The following is a 19,581-nucleotide window of genomic DNA, read 5'->3' on the forward strand; positions in this document are numbered from 1 at the left end:
CATGAACAGGAATCTGGACGACTACAACCGCATGCGCGACTTCTCGGCGACCTCGGAGCCGGCGGCCAGGCCGTCGGGGAAAAAGTCCCCGAAAACCCATGCGCTGCAGTTCTGCATCCAGAAACATGACGCCTCGCGCCTGCATTATGACTTTCGCCTGGAGCTCGATGGCGCGCTCAAGAGCTGGGCGGTGCCCAAGGGCCCGTCCCTGGACCCCAAGGTCAAACGCCTGGCGGTGCATGTCGAGGATCATCCCATCGACTACGCCACGTTCGAAGGCAGTATTCCCGAAGGCCATTACGGTGCCGGTGATGTGATTGTCTGGGACCGCGGCGTCTGGATTCCCCAGGAAGACCCCGCCAAGGCGTATGCCAAGGGCAAGCTCAAGTTCGAGCTGCAGGGTGAGAAACTCGCCGGCTTGTGGAATCTGGTGCGCACGCACATGCCCGGCAAACAGGAACAATGGTTCCTGATCAAGCATCAGGACACTGCCGCCAGGCCGCAAAGCGATTATGACGTGGTGGTCGCCGAACCGGACAGTGTGCTCAGTGACCGGGCGATACTGCCGAAAAAAGCCAAATCCGCTGCCAAGCCCAAACCGGTCAAGAAACCCGCGCGCAAGGCGGCAGAAAAGCCGTCGGCGCCGTTGACCGGGGCGCGCAAGGCCAAAATGCCCGAAACCCTGAAACCGGAACTGGCGACGCTGGTGGAAAAGGCCCCGGACGGGGAGTGGAGTTACGAAATCAAGTTCGACGGCTATCGGATCATGGCGCGCATCGACAAGGGCGAGGTCAAGCTGTTCACCCGCAACGGCCATGACTGGACGCACAAATTGCCGCTCCAGGCGCAGGCTCTGGCGGCGCTCGAGCTTGAATCCGCCTGGCTCGACGGCGAGATGGCGGTCGCCAACGAGCAAGGCGTGCCGGATTTTCAGGCGCTGCAAAACGCGTTCGACAGCGCGCGCAGCGAGCACATCCTTTATTACCTGTTCGACATGCCCTATCTGAATGGGGTCGACCTGCGCGAGGTCCCGGTGGAAGAGCGCCGGGCGGCGCTGGCCACGGTGCTCAAGACCGTCGAAGCGCCTCTTTTGCGCTTTTCCGATGCGTTCGCCGAGGCCCCGGACGCCTTGCTCAACAGCGCCTGTCAGATGCAGATGGAAGGTTTGATCGGCAAGCGCCTGGGTTCGCCCTATGTTTCGCGGCGCAGCAGTGACTGGATCAAGCTCAAATGCAAGCACCGCCAGGAATTCGTGGTGGTCGGCTTTACCGATCCCAAGGGCGCACGCAATGGCTTCGGTGCTTTGTTGCTGGGCCTGCACGACAAGGACAGCGGCGAGCTGCGATACGCCGGCAAGGTGGGCACCGGCTTCAACGAAGCCACCCTCATGCGTATTTACGAACAGCTCAAACCCTTGCAGGTGAAGAAACCGGCGGTGGTCAATCCGCCGAGCGGCTTCGATGCCAAGGGCGTGCATTGGCTCAAACCGACCTTGCTGGCCGAAGTGGCCTTTGCCGAAATGACCAAGGAGGGCTCGGTGCGTCATGCCGTGTTCCATGGCTTGCGCGACGACAAACCCGCCAAGGACATTACCGAGGAGCGTGCCACCGTGGTGAGCGACGACGCGAAGAAAAAAAACGCCGCGAGCAAGAAAACCGCATCGGCGGCTAAAGCGGCGACCGCCAGTAAAACGGCAGACAGCAAAGCGGCGCCCGGCAAGGCGGCAAAAAAAGCCGCCGAAGCACCTTCGCAACTCGGCGTGGGCGCCGGCAAGGTGCGCATCACCCATCCCGATCGGGTGATCGACGCCACCAGCGGCACCACCAAGATGCAGTTGGCGCAGTACTACGCCGAGGTGGCCGAATGGATTTTGCCGGAGCTCAAGGATCGACCCGTTGCACTGGTGCGCGCACCGGATGGTATTGCCGGCGAGCTGTTCTTCCAGAAGAACGCCGAACGCCTGGCGATTCCGGGGATCACCGTGCTGGACAAGCAACTGACCGGCCAGCCGATCATGATCATCAACAGCGCTGAAGCGCTGATTGGCGCGGTGCAGATGAGCACCGTGGAGCTGCACACCTGGAACGGTACCTCCAGGGACCTCGATAAACCCGATCGCTTTGTGCTGGACCTTGATCCGGACCCGGCCCTGCCATGGAAAAGCATGGTCGAGGCGACCCAGCTGACCTTGACGGTGCTGGATGAGCTCGGGCTCAAGGCGTTTCTCAAGACCAGCGGCGGCAAGGGCATGCACATCGTGGTGCCGCTTACGCGCAAGCTGGACTGGGATGAGGTGAAGGATTTCAGTCACGCCATCGTCAGCCACATCGCCAAATTGCTGCCGGAGCGTTTTTCCGCCGTGTCAGGGCCGAAAAACAGGGTCGGCAAGATCTTCATCGATTACCTGCGCAACGGCCTCGGCGCCACGACCATCTGCGCCTACGCCGCGCGCACCCGCGAAGGGCTGCCGGTTTCGGTGCCGGTGTTCCGCGAGGAGGTCGCTGAACTCAAGGGCGGCAATCAGTGGAACATCCACACCGTGCAGGAGCGCCTGGCCGAAGTGGGCAACGAACCCTGGGCCGAGATGAAGAAAACCCGTCAGTCGATCACCGCCGAAATGCGGCGCCGGGTGGGAATGAAGAAGTAGGTCTCCCGGGCAGGCAGGCAAACCCTGTATTTGCGTTCAACACAGTCCCTGTGGGAGCGAGCCTGCTCGCGATTAGAGCCGCAGCACCTCGGTGCCTCAGCCTGCTCACCACTCAGGCATCGCGCAGCAAGTCATTGGCGTTCAGCAGTGCATAAGCGATTTCCGGACGTTTCTCCAACCCCCGACGAATGGCTGTCGGTATCGCCAGGCGAGTCTTGCGGCACAGGCCCGGCAATTCGTCGATGGTGATGGCGATACCGCGCATGGTGCGTACTTCGTTCAAACCCGGCGCGATCTCCACCCGGACTCCCAGTTGCTGGTACATCTTTTGCTGCATCCGCTCCAGATCGCCAAGACTTTGCAGGTTTTCCAATCGCTCGATCAGGCGCTTTTCCTCGGCGCGGGTCAAAGACAGGATGCGCAGATCGGCTCCCGGCGTGGCCAGCAGCGGCTCACGCTCGCAGATACAGGCGCCTGGGGGGCAGGGTTGGCGGATGGGTAGGGAAGTCGTCATAAGGCTCAATCATAGAGCGCCTGTGGACTGTTTGCCCATAGCCGGGCAGGGGGTGTTTCCACGGGGGCCGAAGGCGGCTGGAATGGGGTCGAAAAGCGCACTTTTGAATCAATTCATAGGCATAGCGCAGGTATCCCGAAACGGCCTTTAAAGTCGTTATTTTGACGTCATTCTCTACGGATTTTTATTTTTTACCGTTGGGGTGACGGGCCATTGACGTAATGGCGATGTGCTTATAGTCTGCTGAAAAACCGGGGCATAAAACCTTTGTCCGACAACAGAAACACCCGCTATGCAGGGAGGCGGTTCATGCGCAAGTCATTCGTCTTTAAAAGCGTTTTGTTGTCGGTGCTCGTTAACGGTGCAGTGGTTGCCAGTGCTCACGCGAGCAATTTGGCCTACGAAATTAGCCGCATAAGTGACGCCTGCGAAAAAGGCGGCCCAAAATCGGGCAACGCAGCCGAAGCGCAGCGTGGGTCACCTTTGAGCGTCGGTGTCGTTATTGGCGTGCCTGCTTCCGCCAGCGAGAACTCCGCCGGCGCCAATACCAGACAGCAGTTGAATAACCTTGTTGAATCGGCGGCAAACATGACTGCGTCCGTCAATAGTTCTGCCTGTGACGGATTAATGGCGCAACTTGCTCAAGGTAAATTCCTGGCGGATTCCGATACTCAGACTAAGGTGATGGGTACAGCGAGTGAAGCCTTTACCAATCAACCGATTGCGGTCTCCTTGCCAGCCGCAGCCTGGCTGTTTTCATCGGCGCTGTTCGGTTTTGTGATGGTCGCCAATCGTCGGAAGGTATAACGCTAGTTCCGGCCTGATCATGATATGGATTTGAAGAGTAGCGGTTGATATCAATTTGATGTGCAGATGATAGCACCCTGGTTGATGTGGTTTATTGCGTGTGAGTTGCGATGTAGTTGCTGAATGACAGGCGCTTTCTGATTGAAGTGCTATTAATTTGGCGGGTATGCATCGGGGGTAATATGTTTGACTGCGCGTCGTTGTTAAATAAGAAACTTCCTTCGCACAAGCCTGCCAGTCAGGTGGTTTTTTCGCCGCTTCTGCAAAAAAGCGCGGCTGCCAGGCGCAAAAAATCACGCTCTGGGCATTTTCTCGATGTAAGCATGGGCGAGCGTGATTTGCTCCCCGTTTTATGCAAAGCTCCTTGCATGGCTATTTAGGCGGAGGGACCCCGATGTCACGTTTTTTGCTACCTGTGTGTTTTGCGCTGGCTGTTCTGCCCAGCGTTTCCAATGCCGCCGACGATATCCCGGCCTACCGTTTGAATCCGGGCGACACGCTGAACATTTCCGTCTGGGGTGAAGACAAGCTCAAGCAGGATGTGCACGTGCTTCCCGATGGCAGCATCACCTTTCCTCTGGCCGGTAAGGTCGAGGTCGAAGGGCTGGACTCCACAGCGGTCGAGTCCAAACTGGCCGCCAAACTGGAAAAATTCATCCCCGATCCACAGGTGAGCGTCGTCATCACTGGCACCGCAGGCAATCTGGTCTACGTGCAGGGCAAAGTGCTCAAGCCCGGTACCGTGCCAATGTCGGGCGTCACCACCGTACTGCAGGCGCTGAGCTTGTCGGGCGGGCTGGACAAGTTCGCCGACAAGGATGAAATCAAGGTGGTGCGCAGCAAGGGCGGCACTCAACAGATCCTGCCCGTGCACTACGGCGATCTCATGTCCGGGCGTGACATGTCCACCAACATCCAGCTTCAGGCCGGCGATACGCTGGTTGTGCCCTAGCCTTGCGCGACGCATGGGGAGTGACCTCGATGGCGCTGCGTAGAACCGGGATTGCAACGGCAATGTTCGTCCTGCCGTGCTCCGGTCTGGTCCACGCGGCCGCCTGGCAATCGGCGATCACGGTGCCGTCGACGGTCGAATACGACAGCAACCCGACGTTGGCCACCCGCGGCGAGAAGGGCGTGACGCGCTACATCGTTGCGCCGGACGCTACGCTCCTGGCGACGTCCGATCAGGATGAGTTCCTGTTTGGCCTGGGCCTGTATGTCGTGCGTTCGTCCGACACCGCGATTGTCACCGACCGTGAAGACCCGCGACTGCGACTGGGCTGGCAGCGCGAGACGGAAACCGGCGCCTTTGGCCTCACGGCGCGGTATGAAGAGAGCTCTACGCTGTCTTCAACGGTTCAGGAAACCGGCGTCGTGGTCCCCGATGGAACCCAGAAGAAGACATCGCTCGAAGGCAACTGGCGCTCCGCCCTCAGTGAGCGCGGCACCCTGACCAACGACATCGAATACAGCCATGTCACCTACGACATCGACTCGCTGACCAACTACGATGAACTCTCCAACCGCCTGGGCTATACCTATGCCTGGAGCGAGCGCATGGAGTTGTTCACCCGTCTGGGCGTCAAACGCTACAAACCCGACTCCGGCTCCACCCTGGCCGAGTCTTCCAACAGCTACACACCCGACATCGGCATGAACTATCAGTTCTCCGAGCAACTGCGCGGGACGGTGTACGTGGGGGTCAATGAAGAGTCCAATGCCAACAGCGGCCCGAGCGCCCAGGGCGGCCTCAACCTGAACTACAGTGGCGAGCGGGTGGATGCCGGCATCGATGCCAGCCGCAATACCATCGCCAGCGGCGATGGCGGTTTCGTCGAGGTCGATGGCGTGAGCGGCGTCTGGAGTTATGCCCTCGACGAAACCCGGCGCGCAGGTGTCACCGCGTCCTGGCAGGACTCCAAGGGCCAGACGCCCAATACCCTGATCAGTTACGGCGCCTGGTTCAGTCAGGAACTCTCGCCTTTTTGGATGGCGCGCCTATCCTACACATACAAACAACGCCAGCAAGATGGTTTGCCGGATGCGACTGCCAACGTGGTCGGGTTGACGCTGACTTATAGCTATCCCGGTTTCTGAAATTGCGTAGTGTGAGAAATATGGCCTCTGAATACGAAATGTCGGTCAACGACTACCTTGCCATCGTCAAGCACCATGCCTGGCTCATCATCCTCAGTGGCGCGGCCATTCTCGGGGTGTGCCTGGCTGTCGCGCTGTCCCTGCCGCCCACCTATGAGTCGTCCGGTACGATACTGGTGGAGTCGCAGCAGATTTCGCCTGACCTGGTGGGGGCGAACAATACTACGTTTGCCGATGAACGGATCGAGATCATTCGCCAGCGCGTCATGACCCGCGAGCACCTGGAAGGGATCATCAACAAATACAATCTTTTCTCGGCGCAAGGCCGGCAACTGAGCCTGACCGAGAAGATCGAGGAAATGCGCAACGCGATCACCGTCGCCCTGGTCAGCGCGGACGTCAAGGGCCGTGGGGAGGTGACCATCGCGTTCCGTCTTGGCTTCGAGCACAGCCAGCCCGAGATCGCCAATAAGGTGGCCAACGAACTGGTCACGCTGTTCCTGGACGAAAACATCAAGCAGCGCACCGAGCGCGCCAGTGAAACCACCGAATTCCTGACCCAGGAAGCAGACAAGCTCAGGCTCGAACTCGAGACCCTGGAAAACCGCTTGGCGGACTTCAAGCAGCTCCACTCCAATGCGCTGCCCGAGCATCAAGAGTTGCGCATGAACATGCTCACGCGCGCCGAAACCGAGCTCAAGGAAATCGATCGCGACTACAAGGCCGCGCGCGAAGAGGTCCGTTTCAACGAGCTGGAGTTGTCGGCGGCCAATGCCGGGCTGGCCACCAAACCGGGTGCAACGGGTGCAGCTGCGGACAAACCGCAGGACCTGGGCAGCCTCAAGGCTGAATACGCGCGCCTCATGTCGCTGTACACCGAAGCCCACCCCGATGTGCGGGCGGTCAAACGCAAGATCGCGGCCCTGGAGGCCCAGGGCACTTCCGGCGCAGCGCTTCCGGCCAGCCTGGATGTCGCGAAGGCTCAGGCGCGCATTGCAGCGTCCGACATGCGGATCAAGTCGCTGGCCGATCAAAAGCAGGAACTGCTTCGCAAGATCGCCACCTATGAAGCGCAGATTCTCGAAACGCCACAGGTCGAGCGTGGCATGGTCACCTTGATGCGTGACCATGAAAACGCCCAGAAGAAGTATGAGGAAATTCGCACCAAGCAAATGAGTGCGAAAATTTCCGAAAGCCTGGAGCAGGAGAACAAGGCCGAGCGCTTCGTGCTCCTGGAATCGCCACTGATGCCGGAAAAACCGATCAAGCCCAACCGCAAGAAAGTGGTTGCCATGGGCCTGGTGCTGGCGCCGGTGGGCGCGGGTGCGCTGGTGATGCTGCTCGAGCTGATCAACCCTCGCGTGCGCGGTGCCGAAGCCCTGGCCAGTGTGCTGGGCAAACGTGTATTGGTCTCCATCCCTTACATTCACACCCGAGCGGAACTGGCACGCCGCAAGCAATGGCGAGTGCGGTTGATCATCATCGGAGTCGTGCTCTTCGCGCTCTTCCTGGTGCTCGTGCACTTCCTCTACATGCCCCTGGATGTTTTGATGATCAAAGCTCTGGGCCGGTTTGCATAAGGAAAGACAGCAATGGACATTCTCAAGCCCGATGCCGACAAGGCCGAGCAACCGGCCTCTTCGAAGGCCATGACACCGACGGGTTCGGGGCTCAACGCACTCAGTTACGTTCAGACCCGGGTCGTGCCTCTGCGCTATGACCACCTGGAGCGTAACCGCATTGTCGCGTACAACAAGAACTCGAACATGGGCGCCGCCTTCGACCTGCTGCGCACCCAGGTACTGAAGGCCATGGAGGAAAATGGCTGGCGCACCCTGGCGATCACCTCGCCGACGCCGGAGGCCGGCAAGACCGTGCTGGCGATCAATCTGGCCATGAGTATTGCCCATCACACCACCAAGACCGCGTTGCTGGTGGACTTCGACCTGCGCCGCCCCAAGGTCGGTTCCAGCCTTGGATTGTCGATGGAAAATTCGCTCAATGAACTCTTGAGCCACAAGGCCGAGTTGCAGGATGTGCTGGTCAATCCGACCTTGCCGCGTTTTGTGGTTTTGCCCACCCGTGAGCCGATTCCACACTCGACCGAGGTGCTATCGTCGCCCGAGGTCAGCAACCTGATCGTGGAACTGCGTGAGCGCTACGACTCGCGCATCTCGATTTTCGACTTGCCACCGATCCTCAGTTCGGACGACGTGATCACCGTCCTGCCGAAATTCGACTGCGTGCTGCTGGTCGTCGCCAATGGCATGAACAGCAACAAGGAAATCGAGGAAAGCCTGTATCACCTCGGCGGCGCCAACTTGATAGGCACGGTGCTGAACAAGGCCGAGCCGAACAACCGCACTTACTACTGAAGCCATCCCCCTGGCGCTGGCCCCATGGACCAGCGCCGTCGCCTACAGCCAGGGGTGCTTCTGCTCCCAGGCCCAGGCGTGCGTCACGATCTGTTCAAGTGCAGCGAACTGTGGTTTCCAGCCCAGCACGCGGATGGCCCGCTCGGGATTGGCGACCAGGCGCGGCGGGTCACCGGCGCGGCGCGGCGCATCATCGACGCGGATCTCCTTCCCCGTGACCCGGCGCGCCGTATCGATCACCTGCTGCACCGAAAACCCCTGACCATTGCCCAGGTTGAACGCCGTGCTGGCGCCGCCGGCCAGCAGGTAGTCCACGGCCAGCGCGTGCGCGGCCACCAGATCGCTGACGTGCACGTAGTCGCGGATGCAGGTGCCATCGGGCGTGTCATAGTCACGCCCGTAGACAGTGATGGCGGCGCGCCGGCCTGAGGCCGCTTGCAGGATCAATGGCAGCAGATGGGTCTCCGGCTCATGGCGCTCACCCAGTTGGCCTTCGGGGTCAGCGCCGGCGGCGTTGAAATAGCGCAGGCACACTGACTTGAGCCCGTAGGCGCGATCGAAGTCCTCGAGCATCTGTTCGACCATCCACTTGCTGCGGCCATAGGGGTTGATCGCGGCCTTGGGGTGGTCCTCGTCAATGGGCACATGCACCGGGTCGCCATAGACCGCCGCCGTGGATGAGAAGATGAAACGCCTGACGTTGGCGCGAACCATGGCCTGCAGCAGCGTCAGGGTGGCGGCCAGGTTGTTTTGATAGTACTTGGCCGGCTCGCTGACGGATTCGCCGACCTGGATGAAGGAGGCGAAGTGGAACACCGCATCGAACCGCTGCGAGGCAAACAGCGCATCGAGGGCCTGGGCGTCGGCGATGTCCAGTTCGACCAGGTGGGCGCCCATCAAGGCGCTGCGGTAGCCGGTGGAAAAGTTATCGGCCACCACCAGGTCGTGACCGGCGCGGCGCAGCTGTTTGACCATGTGCGAGCCGATGTAGCCTGCGCCGCCAACCACCAAAAAATTCATCCTGTCCTCCTGGACGAGTCTTGCTGTGTAAACGCGGATTGTGACATCAACGCGCCGCACTTTTCCTTAAAAACAACCAGTTGCCCGTCTGCAGTCCATCGAGCTTGAGGGTGTAGCGGCCCTCCGCGTAGGGGGCGGGCAGCTTCTTCATCTGCGCCAGGGTGCCGGATGTGAACAAGGTCAGGCCCGGTGGCGCCTGAATGGTCAGCGTGCCGGAAAGTGGCTCGACGAAGTAGGGCGGGCGCTCCTCATCATTGGCGATGGCGCGGGCACCCAGCGAAATCATCAGGTCCTGGGACTGGCCCAGCGGTGTGTCGTTCAGGCTTTGCACCACCACGCTGGCGTTCGCGGTCCTGGCGTTGACCTGGATGTTGCCCAGGCTGATCGACTGGCCACCGATCCAGCCGGTCGCGGCCTGGGTGCGCGGCGTGTCGATGGTGTAGAGGCCGCGTTTCCAGTTGCGCTTCAACTCACCGGTGTCGGACGTGGACTCGCTGGCGTTGGCATCCAGCAGCGACTGGTCGGGGTCGTGGAACACCTGGGCATTGTCGGCGCTGGCTCCGGTCTGCAACCAGGGCAGCTCCGGCGTCTGTGGCATGGCGATTTGCAGCCTGCCTTTCTCCATGGCCGTGCGCAGCAGGGCCGAGGTGCTCGGCGTGATGGCCTGGTTGAACAGGGTGGCCGGCGTCGGTGCGAAGACGTAGGTGGTCTTCGCCTCGCTGACGTCACCGCGTCGATAAAGCAGCGCGGCAGCGGGCAGGGTGGCGAGCAGCGAGGGGTCGTTGTAGGCGTTCCAGTTGCCGACGGTCATCCAGCCGCCGGACAGTCCTTCCTGGCTGTAGGCGTATTGCATCAACGCGTCCCAGCCCTGGTAGCTGGCGGTACCGGCCATGTACAGCGGCACGCCGTGACGATCAGGGGTCGGGAACGGCTCGGTGTTCCACTCGGTGACGGTCAGCGGTTTGCCGGTGACCTGCCCGGCGCCGATCCAGTTGACGATGCCGGCGCTGGTCAGCGGGTTTTTCTCCAGTTGGCCCAGGCCACCGTAGCTGTGGACGTCGATGATGTCACCGGACGTCAGGGCTGGCAGCGACAGCAGTCCGTCACCGCCCCAGCTGTTGGTGGTGGCGATGGGCACCTTCACGCCCAGGTCGCGCAAGTGCTTGATCATGTCGACGTTGAAGCGTTGTTCCAGGTCGTTGAGGAACATCTTCGACGGGCCAAACTCCCAGGCGCGCCAGGTCTGGCTCGAGGACAGGTTGTGCTGTTTGGCGAACGCTTCGGCCTCAGCCATGTAGACCTTGCTGTGCTTGGGCACGTCCTTGTCACCGAGCAAGGCATTGCCGAAGTGATTGGTGATGTCGTTCTCGTTGGTGATCAGGACCGCAGCGATCGCTGGCTCGTCCTTGTAGGCAAGGCCGGTGTAGGCGTTGACGTGGTTCATGTAGGCAGCGGCAAAGCGCTTCATCGCCTGTTGAATGGTGATGTTGACGTAGTTGTAGCCCTTGAGGCCGGCGTTGCCGTGTTCATCCTTGGGCAGCTCTTCGAAGCCGTAGATGTTGTCCCTGGCGGTGAAGGCCCGCTCGACGTGCATGTCGAGCCAGACATAAATGCCCTCGTCCTTGAGGCTCTTGATCCACAGGTCGATTTTTTTCAGCGATGCGGGGCTGGGTTGCTGGGTGTCGGGATTGGGCGCGTCGCCAAAAATGTTCGGGCTGACCCAGGGCGAATCATGGTGGTGCAGGCGCACGAGGTTGATGCCCAGGGCCGACAGGCGTCTGGCTTGCAGCTTGATCTCTTCGTCGGGGGTGCTGAACAGCGTGTAGGCCGACACGTTGGTGCCCCAGAAACGCGCCGGGGTGTTGTCGGCGAACATCAGTTGCTCGCCGGAGGCCTTGATGAAGCCGCGTTTGCCGGCGGGTTTTTCGCTGGCATTGAGGAAGGAAAGGTCGACGGGCGAGGTTCTCCAGTCGATCTTGTCCGTCGGCCAGGTCTTCGGGTCGACCAGGCCAAAGCGCTCGCTGGTGGTGGGCCCCAGCGCCACATCACCGGAAACGCTCAGGGTCGCCTTGAAATTCTGCTGGCCGGGCTTGATCGCGTTCTTGTAGAAAAAAGCCCTCAATTCGGAGCCGTCCCCCGGCTCGAGAAATACGTTTGCCAGCGCCGGTTCGAAACGCATTTCGATGCGTCGGCCCTGTGCATCGCCCCAGGCCCAGCCCTTGTTGCCAGGTAGCAGCTGCGGCTTGCCCATCTCGCCACTGAACAGCGGCGGGTCGAAATTGAACACGAACCCGCCGCCGATCACGTTCGGCTTCGGGCTGCGGGCATCCAGGGCCACCTCCCAGGTCAACTGCTGCTCACCCTGTTTGCGCACCTTTGCCGCGAGGTCGAAATCCAGCGTCTGGTTCTGGCCCACCAAGGTGTAATCGTAGGGCGCATTGATCGTGAATCGGGTGGGGAAGGAGGTCCAGCCGTAGTTGCTCTCGAAGAACACGAACGAGGAGGCCAGGGCGGGGCTGCCGCCATAGGTCACTGCCGGCAGGCCGCTTTTTTCATCGACGCTGGCCACCCAGTCCGACGCCCAGGTGCTCAGCGGCAGGACCACAACAGACAACACAAGCGGAAGCAGCAAGCGGGTGCGGCGAAAAAGGTGGGCCATGGGGTTACCGGAGTTGGAGGTGGGTACTGGCCGTGACGGCTGGCGAAGGGTGTCTGAGGTTGCGCGCCATGCGGACGTAGGCCACGCCCAGGCCGGCGACCGACCAGTACACCACGGGGATGATGGTGATGCTGCTGACGGTGAAGATGGTCACCAGGATCCCGGCGAGTGTCGCAAACAGCGCCCGGCCCAGTCGGCGGGCTTCATCGTCCTTGTCGGGGAAGGAGCGCAGGGTCTTGCGGATGCCGAGCAGCACGGCGGCGAAAAAAGCCACGAACACCGTCAGACCGATCAAGCCATAGGACAGTGCGACGCCGATGTAGGTGTTGACGATATCGATGATGCCCTCGCCCTGGATCATGGCCTGCATTTCCGGAGCTTTACGGTAATCGAAGGTGCCCAGCAGCGGGTTGCGCTGGATCACCAGAAGCGAGTTGTCGATCAGGCGCTGGCGGTAGGTGATATTTTCGACTTCTACGTTGCCGACGAACGGCAGCAGGTCCAGCACTTTCTGCCCGCCCGGCACCATGGTCAGCACGGGCAGGGCGAGCACCCCGGCGACCGCCAGCAGCATGATCCGCTTGACCACCTTGCGGCCCGTGACGATGTACACCAGCAGCATGGCGGCCGCACCGATCCACGGTCCGCGCGACAGGGGCGCAAACAGCCCGGCGGCGAGCAGCAGCGCGCCCAGGCGGCGCTGCAGCTTGCTGCGCACGCTCTCCTGCAGATACAGATAGAAACCGATGGCGGTGCTGATCACCAGTCCGAGCGCGATGGCCTGGCCGGTGGTGACGCTGGCGCGCAGCAGGCCGCCGCGACTGAGGTAACTGGACATTTCCCATTGCATGCCCATGGCGCCGATCAGCGCGCTGTAGAGCAGCCAGCCACGGGCAAACTCGAAGAAGCCGATCAGCGCCATGACCATCGCCGCGAGGACAAAACCGAGCAGGGCATCCTTGAAGTCGCTGAGGTTTTTCAGGGCTCGGCTGGCGACATAATAGGGCAGGAACACATCGGTGAACTGATAGGCCGTCTGGCGCAGGGTATCGGTGACCGTGGTCTCCCGCAGCAGGAGCAGGCTGGTCAAGGCCAGGTAGACCGCCAGGAATCTGTCCGGCCAGGTGCGCCCGAAGCCCTGGGTGTCGGCTTGCCGGCGCAGGGAGAGAAACGCCGGCAACAGGATGCACAGGGACAGCAGGCGCACATAGTTGAGGTCGGCGAAGTAGTTCATCAGGCCGAAGCCGGGAATCCGCGCCTGTGCCGGCGGCACCAGGAAGGCCAGGATGAAGAACAGCGCGACCGGATTGTGCTCGCGTTTTCGCGCGATGTTCAAGATGACCGCCGTCACCACCACGTACAGCCAGAAACTGTGGGAGACGAACGCGAGGACCGTCAGCACGAACCACAGATTGCGCCGCCGGACGAAGTCGTTGGCGGGGATCAGGTCGCTGGCGGGCCGACGGGTCATGTAAAAAACGACGCCGGCAAGAACCAGAATGACGACTAACGCGCGAAAGTGCTCAGGCATGGAAGGTCAGGCTTTACCGATGGGTGAATGAGAGAGACTAGTAGAATGGCAAAGTGCGACTATAGTACGTTTTCATGGAGTTGAGTCCGGGGTTGTTGCGATGCCACCAGCTGATATCTCGCCATCGTTGAGCCTTCGCAGGCGAGCCATCTTTGCCGGGGCATGGAATCTGGGGGCCCTGATCACGTCCCAGGCCATTCGCCTGGGCGGCAACCTGATCATGGCCCGCCTGCTGATGCCGGAAATGTTTGGCATCATGGTGATCGCCACGACCGTTTCAGTGGTCCTGCACCTGCTGTCCGATGTCGGCTTTCGCCAGAACATCATCCAGAGCCCGCGCGGCAATGACCCGGCTTTCCTCAACACCGTGTGGACGGTGCAGATCATTCGCGGGTTCATTCTTTTCGCGTTCACCTTGCTGATCGCCGGTTTCGCCTGGTTTGCCCAGGTGATCCACCTGTGGCCGGAGCACTCCACCTACGCCGCGCCGGAGTTGCCGCTGGTGCTGGCGGTCACCGGTGTTTCCGCGATCATCTATGGCTTTCAGTCGACCAAGGTCGACGTCGCCGTGCGCGAGTTCCAGCAGAAAAAGGTCGTGCTGGCCGAGTTCGCGTCGCAACTGGCCGGGCTGCTGACGATGTTGATCATCGGTTATTTCACCCGCTCGGTCTGGGCGCTGGTGGGTTCCGGCCTGGTTGCCGCGCTGGCGATGACGCTGTTGGGTCACTTCTGGTTTCCCGGGCCGCACAACCGCCTGCACTGGGAGCGTTCCGCGCTTCGGGAAGTGGTGGTGTTCGGGCGCTGGATGCTGTTGTCGTCGGCGGTGGGCGTGCTGGCGATGAATGGCGACCGCATCTGGTTCGGCGGCAGCATGTCGGCCAATGAACTGGGAGTGTTCTCGATTGCCGTGCTGATCCTCGGTGCGTTGCAACTGGGCATGGCGCGGCTGCTCGGGGCCGTGGCGTTGCCGGCCTTCAGTGAGGCCGCCCGCAGCCAGGACACGCCACGCCTGCACGTTCTGTACGGCCGCTTCAAGTTGCTGTTCGACCTGGTCTCGCTGTTCATCTGCGGACTGTTCTGGGTCATCAGCCCATTGCTCATCAGCATTTTGTACGACGAACGTTACGCCGAAGCGGGGCAAATGCTGGCGATACTGTCGCTGTCCTTCTTCACCTGGCGCTTTGCCGTGGCGCATCAGGTCTGGCTGGCCCTGGGGCTGACCAAGTACCAGGCGATGGACAACATCATTCGTGCCATTTCGTTGTGGGTGCTGTTGCCACTTCTGTTGGCCATCGGCGGCGTGCATTATGCGATCTGGGGTGTTGCGCTGCATGCGTTGCCGACACTGGTTCTGGTGGTGTACGTCAATCGCAAGGTCGGCCTGTTCGATCTCAAGCGTGAGCTCGTCGTCTTGCCAATGGCTTTGGCAGGGGTGATCTGCGGGGAAGTGGTGTTGAAGGTCGCTGAGTGGTTTTGAATTGATGTCGGGGAGCTTGAATCGTGAATGAACCTGATTTGAACCTCTCTGCAATGGATCGCAGGGACTTCCTCCGTGTGTGCGCGCTGGCGGGGCTCGCAGGGCTCATCCCTGGAGGGTCGCCAGCCGTTGCTATGCCTTCAGCCGTCAAATCCGGATACGTCGTCATCAACGGATGGGTACTGCCAGCCCAACACTTTCAGCCAGCGCAAACATGATCAAAGACTACCAGGCGCAAAAAGAACTGCGCGATTTCTATGACGTTTGCATCGTCGGCGCAGGGCCTGCGGGTATTACCCTGGCCTTGCGTCTGGCGGTCAACGGCCGACGTGTGCTGCTGCTCGAAGGTGGCGGTCGGGAGTACTCGCAAAACTCGCAGAGTCTGTACCAATGCCCCTCGACCGGCCTTGAAGTCTACGCCGAGGAAACACGCCTGCGTTACCTGGGCGGAACCTCCAACCATTGGTCCGGGCGCTGCCGCCCCTTCGAAGCGTCCGATTTCAACACCGGCCCGCCTGTGCGCTTGCCCGGCTGGCCGATTGCGTTTGCCGAGATGGAGGCGCATCTGGCGCAGGCAATGGCGATTGTCGACCTGGTGCCGAACGCCGGATTCAAGGCGATCAACCCGTCCCTGAACGGCTCCGAATTTGCAGCGGATCGCTTCCTGCTCAGTCCGCCGACGCGCTTTGCGCAAAAATACGCCAGGGAGCTCGAGGAGACCGAGGGCCTGGATGTCTTTATCAACTGCAACTGCGTCGACCTGGAATTCGACAGCAAGACCGGGCGAATCGCGTCGATCATGGTGGCGGACTACGAGCAGCATCGGGAGCGGGTCAAGGCCCGGCAGTTCATCCTGGCCACAGGCGCCATCGAAAATGCCCGGCAACTGCTCAACAGCGAATCCCTGGCAGCCGGCGGCATCGTGACCGAGGGTAGCCTGGTCGGCAAATGCTTCATGGAACACCTGAACGTCGAGCTTGGCACCTTCATCCTCACGGACGGCCAGGGCAAGGACTCCCGTGAATACTTCACCACCGATGCCTTTGTGGCGCAGCACAAGGCCGGCAAGGGCAACGTGGCGATTTCACTGGTCGCTGAAGTCAAGACCTATGGACGCATGGCCGCCATCAAGAGCTTTTTCGAGAACCTCATCTGCGACGTGGGCGTGGAACAGAAGATCGAGTTCATCACCAAGTTCGACTGCCCCGGTGATGGCGTGATCGGCACGCTGATCGAGCAGTTTCCCAACCTCGACAGCCGGGTTTCGTTGCTGCCAGAGCGAGATGCGCTGGGGATGCGCAAGGCCGTGGTTCACTGGGAACTGAGCCCGGCGGACCGCGACACCGTCAAGTCGATCGGGCTGGAAATGGCCAAGTGCTTCGCCGACACCGGGCTGGGCCTGGTCAAGCTGGAGCAGTGCGTGTATGACCCGACCGTGCCGCTGAAGGTCAACCCCCATGCCCACCATATGGGGACAACGCGTATGGCCTCGACAGCCGAATTCGGGGTGGTGGACGAGAATTGCAAGGTATTCGGTGTCGAGAACCTGCACATCGCGGGCAGCAGCGTTTTTGCGACCGGCGGTGCGAGCAATCCGACCATGCCGCTGTTACAACTGACACTGAGGTTGGCTGAGCACATCAATCGTATAAGTTAGTGCGTTAATGGATTTTCTGGCTGATGCTCGTACGGGTGGGCTTGATAAGCGCTTGCCTGGCTGGATGTGCATCGGAATTGGGTAGCCAGCCCCTGGTTTTTCAGGGGGGGAATGGAGATAGGCTGTTGAAAGTGACTTTTGTTTTGAGCGTGGCGAGCATGTCCGGCGGGATTCGTGTGGTAACGATTTATGCCCAGGCATTGGCGGATGCCGGTCATGAAGTGACGCTGGTTTCCCTGCCTTATCCCGCCATTCCGTTGCGCAGAAAGATCAAGAGTTTCGTCACGGGCAAGGGCTGGCTGGTCACGCCGGTCATTCCCTCCTACCTGGATGACATGGACCTCGATCACCGGGTGATCGAAAAATACCGGCCGATCGTGGAGTCGGATGTTCCGGACGCCGATGTGGTGGTGGCCACCTGGTGGGAAACGGCCGAGTGGGTCAATGCCCTGAGTCCGGCCAAGGGCGAGAAGGTGTATTTCGTGCAGGGGCATGAAATCTTCCCGTTCTGTCCGATCGACCGGGTCATGGCGACGTACCGGATGCCGCTGCACAAGATCACCATTTCCCAGTGGCTGGCGGATCTGATGCGGGTCGAGTACGGCGATGCGGATGTCGACCTGGTACTGAACAGCGTCGATCACCAGCAATTCTTCGCCGAGCCAAGGGGCAGGCAACAACGCCCGACCGTTGGCTTTCTGTACCATGAAACGCCTTTGAAGGGCCTGGACGTGACGCTCGACGTCATTGTCGCGCTCGAACGGAAATTCCCCGACCTGCGCGTGGTTTCCTTCGGCAGCTTCGCGCCCACGGGGGCCTTTGCGTTGCCGGCGAGTGTCGAGTTCCATCTGGCACCCGATCAGGAACGGATCCGTGATCTCTATACGCAATGTGATGTCTGGCTCGCCTCGAGCCGCAGCGAAGGTTTCAACCTGACCGCAATGGAAGCCATGGCCTGCCGTACCCCCGTGGTTTCGACCCGCACGGGTTGGCCGATGCAGGCAATATCCTGTTTCAAAAACGGCATGCTGGCGGATATCGACGACACCGATGCGCTGACGGCCGGGGTCGAGCATCTGTTGAATCTGGACGACGCGCAGTGGCGCGCGGTGTCCGATGCGGCCCATCAAACCGTGGCCGCAAGCTCCTGGGAGAACTCTGCCCGGATGTTCGAAGCGGCTTTGGACAAGGCGCTGGGCAAGCGTATGTCCGCAGAGCGGCTTGCCCGACCGGAGCACTCCGTGCTCGAAGGACGCGGCTGATATCGACATCCAGAGCGTCATCGCAAGGCCGGCCGCTGGTTCAACGACAGATACCAGTGGAATGGCAAACGGTGGCTATAGTACCTTTTCGTGTCATTGATTCCCGGGGTTGTAGTGATGCCACCAGCTGATGTATCGCCATCGTTGAGCCTTCGCAGGCGTGCGATATTTGCCGGGGCATGGAATTTGGGGGCACTGGTCACATCGCAGGCCATTCGCCTGGGTGGCAACCTGATCATGGCCCGTCTGCTGATGCCGGAGATGTTCGGCATCATGGTCATCGCCACCACCGTGTCGGTGGTGCTGCACCTGCTGTCCGATGTCGGTTTCCGCCAGAACATCATCCAGAGCCCGCGAGGCAACGATCCGGCCTTCCTCAACACCGTGTGGACGGTGCAGATCATTCGCGGCTTCATCCTCTTCGGCTTCACCCTGTTGATCGCCGGCTTCGCCTGGTTCTCCCAGGTCATCCACATGTGGTCCGAGACGTCCACCTATGCCGCGCCGGAGCTGCCGCTGGTGCTGGCGGTGACGGGGCTGTCGGCGATCATCTACGGTTTCCAGTCGACCAAGGTCGACGTGGCCGTGCGCGACTTCCAGCAGAAAAAGGTCGTACTCGCCGAGTTCATCTCCCAGTTGGCCGGCCTGTTGACGATGCTGGTCATCGGCTATTTCACCCGTTCGATCTGGTCGTTGGTGGGTTCGGGCCTGGTGGCCGCCCTGGCCATGACGCTGCTGGGGCATTACTGGTTCTCGGGGCCTTCCAACCGCCTGCACTGGGAGCGCCCGGCGCTCCAGGAAGTGGTGGTGTTCGGGCGCTGGATGCTGTTGTCATCGGCGGTGGGCGTGCTGGCCATGAACGGCGACCGGATCTGGTTCGGCGGCAGCATGTCGGCCAGCGAACTGGGGGTCTATTCCATCGCCGTGCTGTTTCTGGGCGCGCTGCAGCTGGGCATGCAACGATTGCTCGGGGCGGTGGCGCTGCCGGCGTTCAGCGAGGCGGCGCGGGTCAACGACACGGCGCGGCTGCACTCGTTGTATGACCGCTTCAAGTTGCTGTTCGACCTGATCTCGCTGTTTCTCTGCGGGCTGGCCTGGGTCCTCAGCCCGTTGCTGATCCATTTCTTGTACGATGAGCGTTATGCCGGCGCAGGCGACATGCTGGCGATCCTTTCCCTGTCTTTCTTTACCTGGCGTTTTGCCGTGGCCCATCAACTCTGGCTGGCGCTGGGGCTGACCAAGTACCAGGCCATGGACAACATCATCCGCGCCATTTCGTTGTGGGTGCTGCTGCCGGTGTTGCTGGCCCTGGGCGGCGCGAAATATGCAATCTGGGGCGTGGCGCTGCATGCGTTGCCGACGTTGATTCTCGTGGTGTACGTCAATCGCATGGTGGGCGTGTTCGATTGGCGGCGCGAACTTCTGGTCCTGCCGATGGTGCTGGTCGGGGCGGTGTGCGGCCATCTGGTGCTGGGCGTCGTCAACTGGTTCTGATCGCAATGGGCGATACGCGACAACAGGCGAACCGGATTCGG

At 61.0% G+C, this 19,581-nt stretch carries 15 protein-coding genes; 11 read left to right on the top strand and 4 right to left on the bottom strand.

Translation table 11 applies throughout. The features are described 5' to 3' along the window. The first annotated feature begins 1 nt into the window (after position 1). Positions 2-2,647 (top strand): DNA ligase D, encoded by a 2,646-nt coding sequence (gene ligD, locus QIW53_RS00930; RefSeq protein ID WP_371047834.1) that lies wholly within the window; start codon positions 2-4, stop codon positions 2,645-2,647. Positions 2,648-2,759: 112 nt separating this feature from the next. On the opposite strand, the gene QIW53_RS00935 is transcribed toward ligD, so the two are convergent. After that, positions 2,760-3,161 carry a hypothetical protein gene (locus tag QIW53_RS00935; RefSeq protein WP_371047835.1) on the bottom strand — a complete coding sequence of 134 codons (402 nt, stop codon included), beginning with the start codon at positions 3,159-3,161 and terminating at the stop codon, positions 2,760-2,762. A gap of 309 nt (positions 3,162-3,470) precedes the next feature. Between QIW53_RS00935 and QIW53_RS00940 the strand changes: the two genes are divergently transcribed. The 5 genes from QIW53_RS00940 (at position 3,471) to QIW53_RS00960 (ending at position 8,440) form a co-directional block, all read left to right on the top strand. Continuing rightward, positions 3,471-3,968 carry a hypothetical protein gene (locus tag QIW53_RS00940; RefSeq protein ID WP_371047836.1) on the top strand — a complete coding sequence of 166 codons (498 nt, stop codon included), beginning with the start codon at positions 3,471-3,473 and terminating at the stop codon, positions 3,966-3,968. A gap of 394 nt (positions 3,969-4,362) precedes the next feature. After that, positions 4,363-4,920 (top strand): polysaccharide biosynthesis/export family protein, encoded by a 558-nt coding sequence (locus QIW53_RS00945; RefSeq protein WP_371047837.1) that lies wholly within the window; start codon positions 4,363-4,365, stop codon positions 4,918-4,920. Between the two features lie 29 nt (positions 4,921-4,949). Beyond that, positions 4,950-6,065, top strand: a complete 1,116-nt coding sequence (locus QIW53_RS00950; RefSeq protein WP_371047838.1) for a hypothetical protein — start codon at positions 4,950-4,952, stop codon at positions 6,063-6,065. 20 nt (positions 6,066-6,085) lie between these two features. Further along, positions 6,086-7,645 (top strand): GumC family protein, encoded by a 1,560-nt coding sequence (locus tag QIW53_RS00955; protein WP_371047839.1) that lies wholly within the window; start codon positions 6,086-6,088, stop codon positions 7,643-7,645. Positions 7,646-7,714: 69 nt separating this feature from the next. Beyond that, on the top strand, positions 7,715-8,440 hold the full coding sequence (locus tag QIW53_RS00960; RefSeq protein ID WP_371048071.1) for a CpsD/CapB family tyrosine-protein kinase: 726 nt from the start codon (positions 7,715-7,717) through the stop codon (positions 8,438-8,440). 42 nt (positions 8,441-8,482) lie between these two features. Here QIW53_RS00960 and galE read toward each other — a convergent pair whose 3' ends face one another. From galE to QIW53_RS00975, 3 genes are read right to left on the bottom strand one after another with little or no spacing between them, the layout of a single operon-like run. Continuing rightward, complete coding sequence (galE, locus tag QIW53_RS00965) at positions 8,483-9,460, bottom strand: UDP-glucose 4-epimerase GalE (protein WP_371047840.1); 978 nt, start codon at positions 9,458-9,460, stop codon at positions 8,483-8,485. Between the two features lie 46 nt (positions 9,461-9,506). Next, positions 9,507-12,119, bottom strand: a complete 2,613-nt coding sequence (locus tag QIW53_RS00970; RefSeq protein WP_371047841.1) for a glycosyl hydrolase family 5 — start codon at positions 12,117-12,119, stop codon at positions 9,507-9,509. Positions 12,120-12,123: 4 nt separating this feature from the next. Continuing rightward, the gene (locus QIW53_RS00975; RefSeq protein WP_371047842.1) at positions 12,124-13,650 is read right to left on the bottom strand and encodes an O-antigen ligase family protein; all 1,527 of its coding nucleotides are present in this window, start codon (positions 13,648-13,650) and stop codon (positions 12,124-12,126) included. 100 nt (positions 13,651-13,750) lie between these two features. Between QIW53_RS00975 and QIW53_RS00980 the strand changes: the two genes are divergently transcribed. The 5 genes from QIW53_RS00980 (at position 13,751) to QIW53_RS01000 (ending at position 19,540) form a co-directional block, all read left to right on the top strand. Beyond that, positions 13,751-15,127 (top strand): oligosaccharide flippase family protein, encoded by a 1,377-nt coding sequence (locus QIW53_RS00980; RefSeq protein ID WP_371047843.1) that lies wholly within the window; start codon positions 13,751-13,753, stop codon positions 15,125-15,127. A gap of 53 nt (positions 15,128-15,180) precedes the next feature. Next, a complete protein-coding gene (locus QIW53_RS00985; RefSeq protein ID WP_371048072.1) occupies positions 15,181-15,345 on the top strand; it encodes a twin-arginine translocation signal domain-containing protein in 165 nt (54 codons plus the stop codon). Further along, the gene (locus QIW53_RS00990) at positions 15,342-16,784 is read left to right on the top strand and encodes an FAD-dependent oxidoreductase (RefSeq protein ID WP_371047844.1); all 1,443 of its coding nucleotides are present in this window, start codon (positions 15,342-15,344) and stop codon (positions 16,782-16,784) included. Before QIW53_RS00985 ends, QIW53_RS00990 begins: the two co-directional genes overlap by 4 nt. A gap of 131 nt (positions 16,785-16,915) precedes the next feature. Next, entirely contained in the window at positions 16,916-18,046 is a 1,131-nt protein-coding gene (locus QIW53_RS00995) for a glycosyltransferase family 4 protein (protein ID WP_371048073.1), read from the top strand. A 117-nt stretch (positions 18,047-18,163) separates the two neighbouring features. Continuing rightward, positions 18,164-19,540, top strand: a complete 1,377-nt coding sequence (locus tag QIW53_RS01000; RefSeq protein ID WP_371047845.1) for an oligosaccharide flippase family protein — start codon at positions 18,164-18,166, stop codon at positions 19,538-19,540. Positions 19,541-19,581: the final 41 nt, after the last annotated feature.

The organism is Pseudomonas fluorescens, from assembly GCF_041354075.1.
GTDB lineage: Bacteria > Pseudomonadota > Gammaproteobacteria > Pseudomonadales > Pseudomonadaceae > Aquipseudomonas > Aquipseudomonas fluorescens_CE.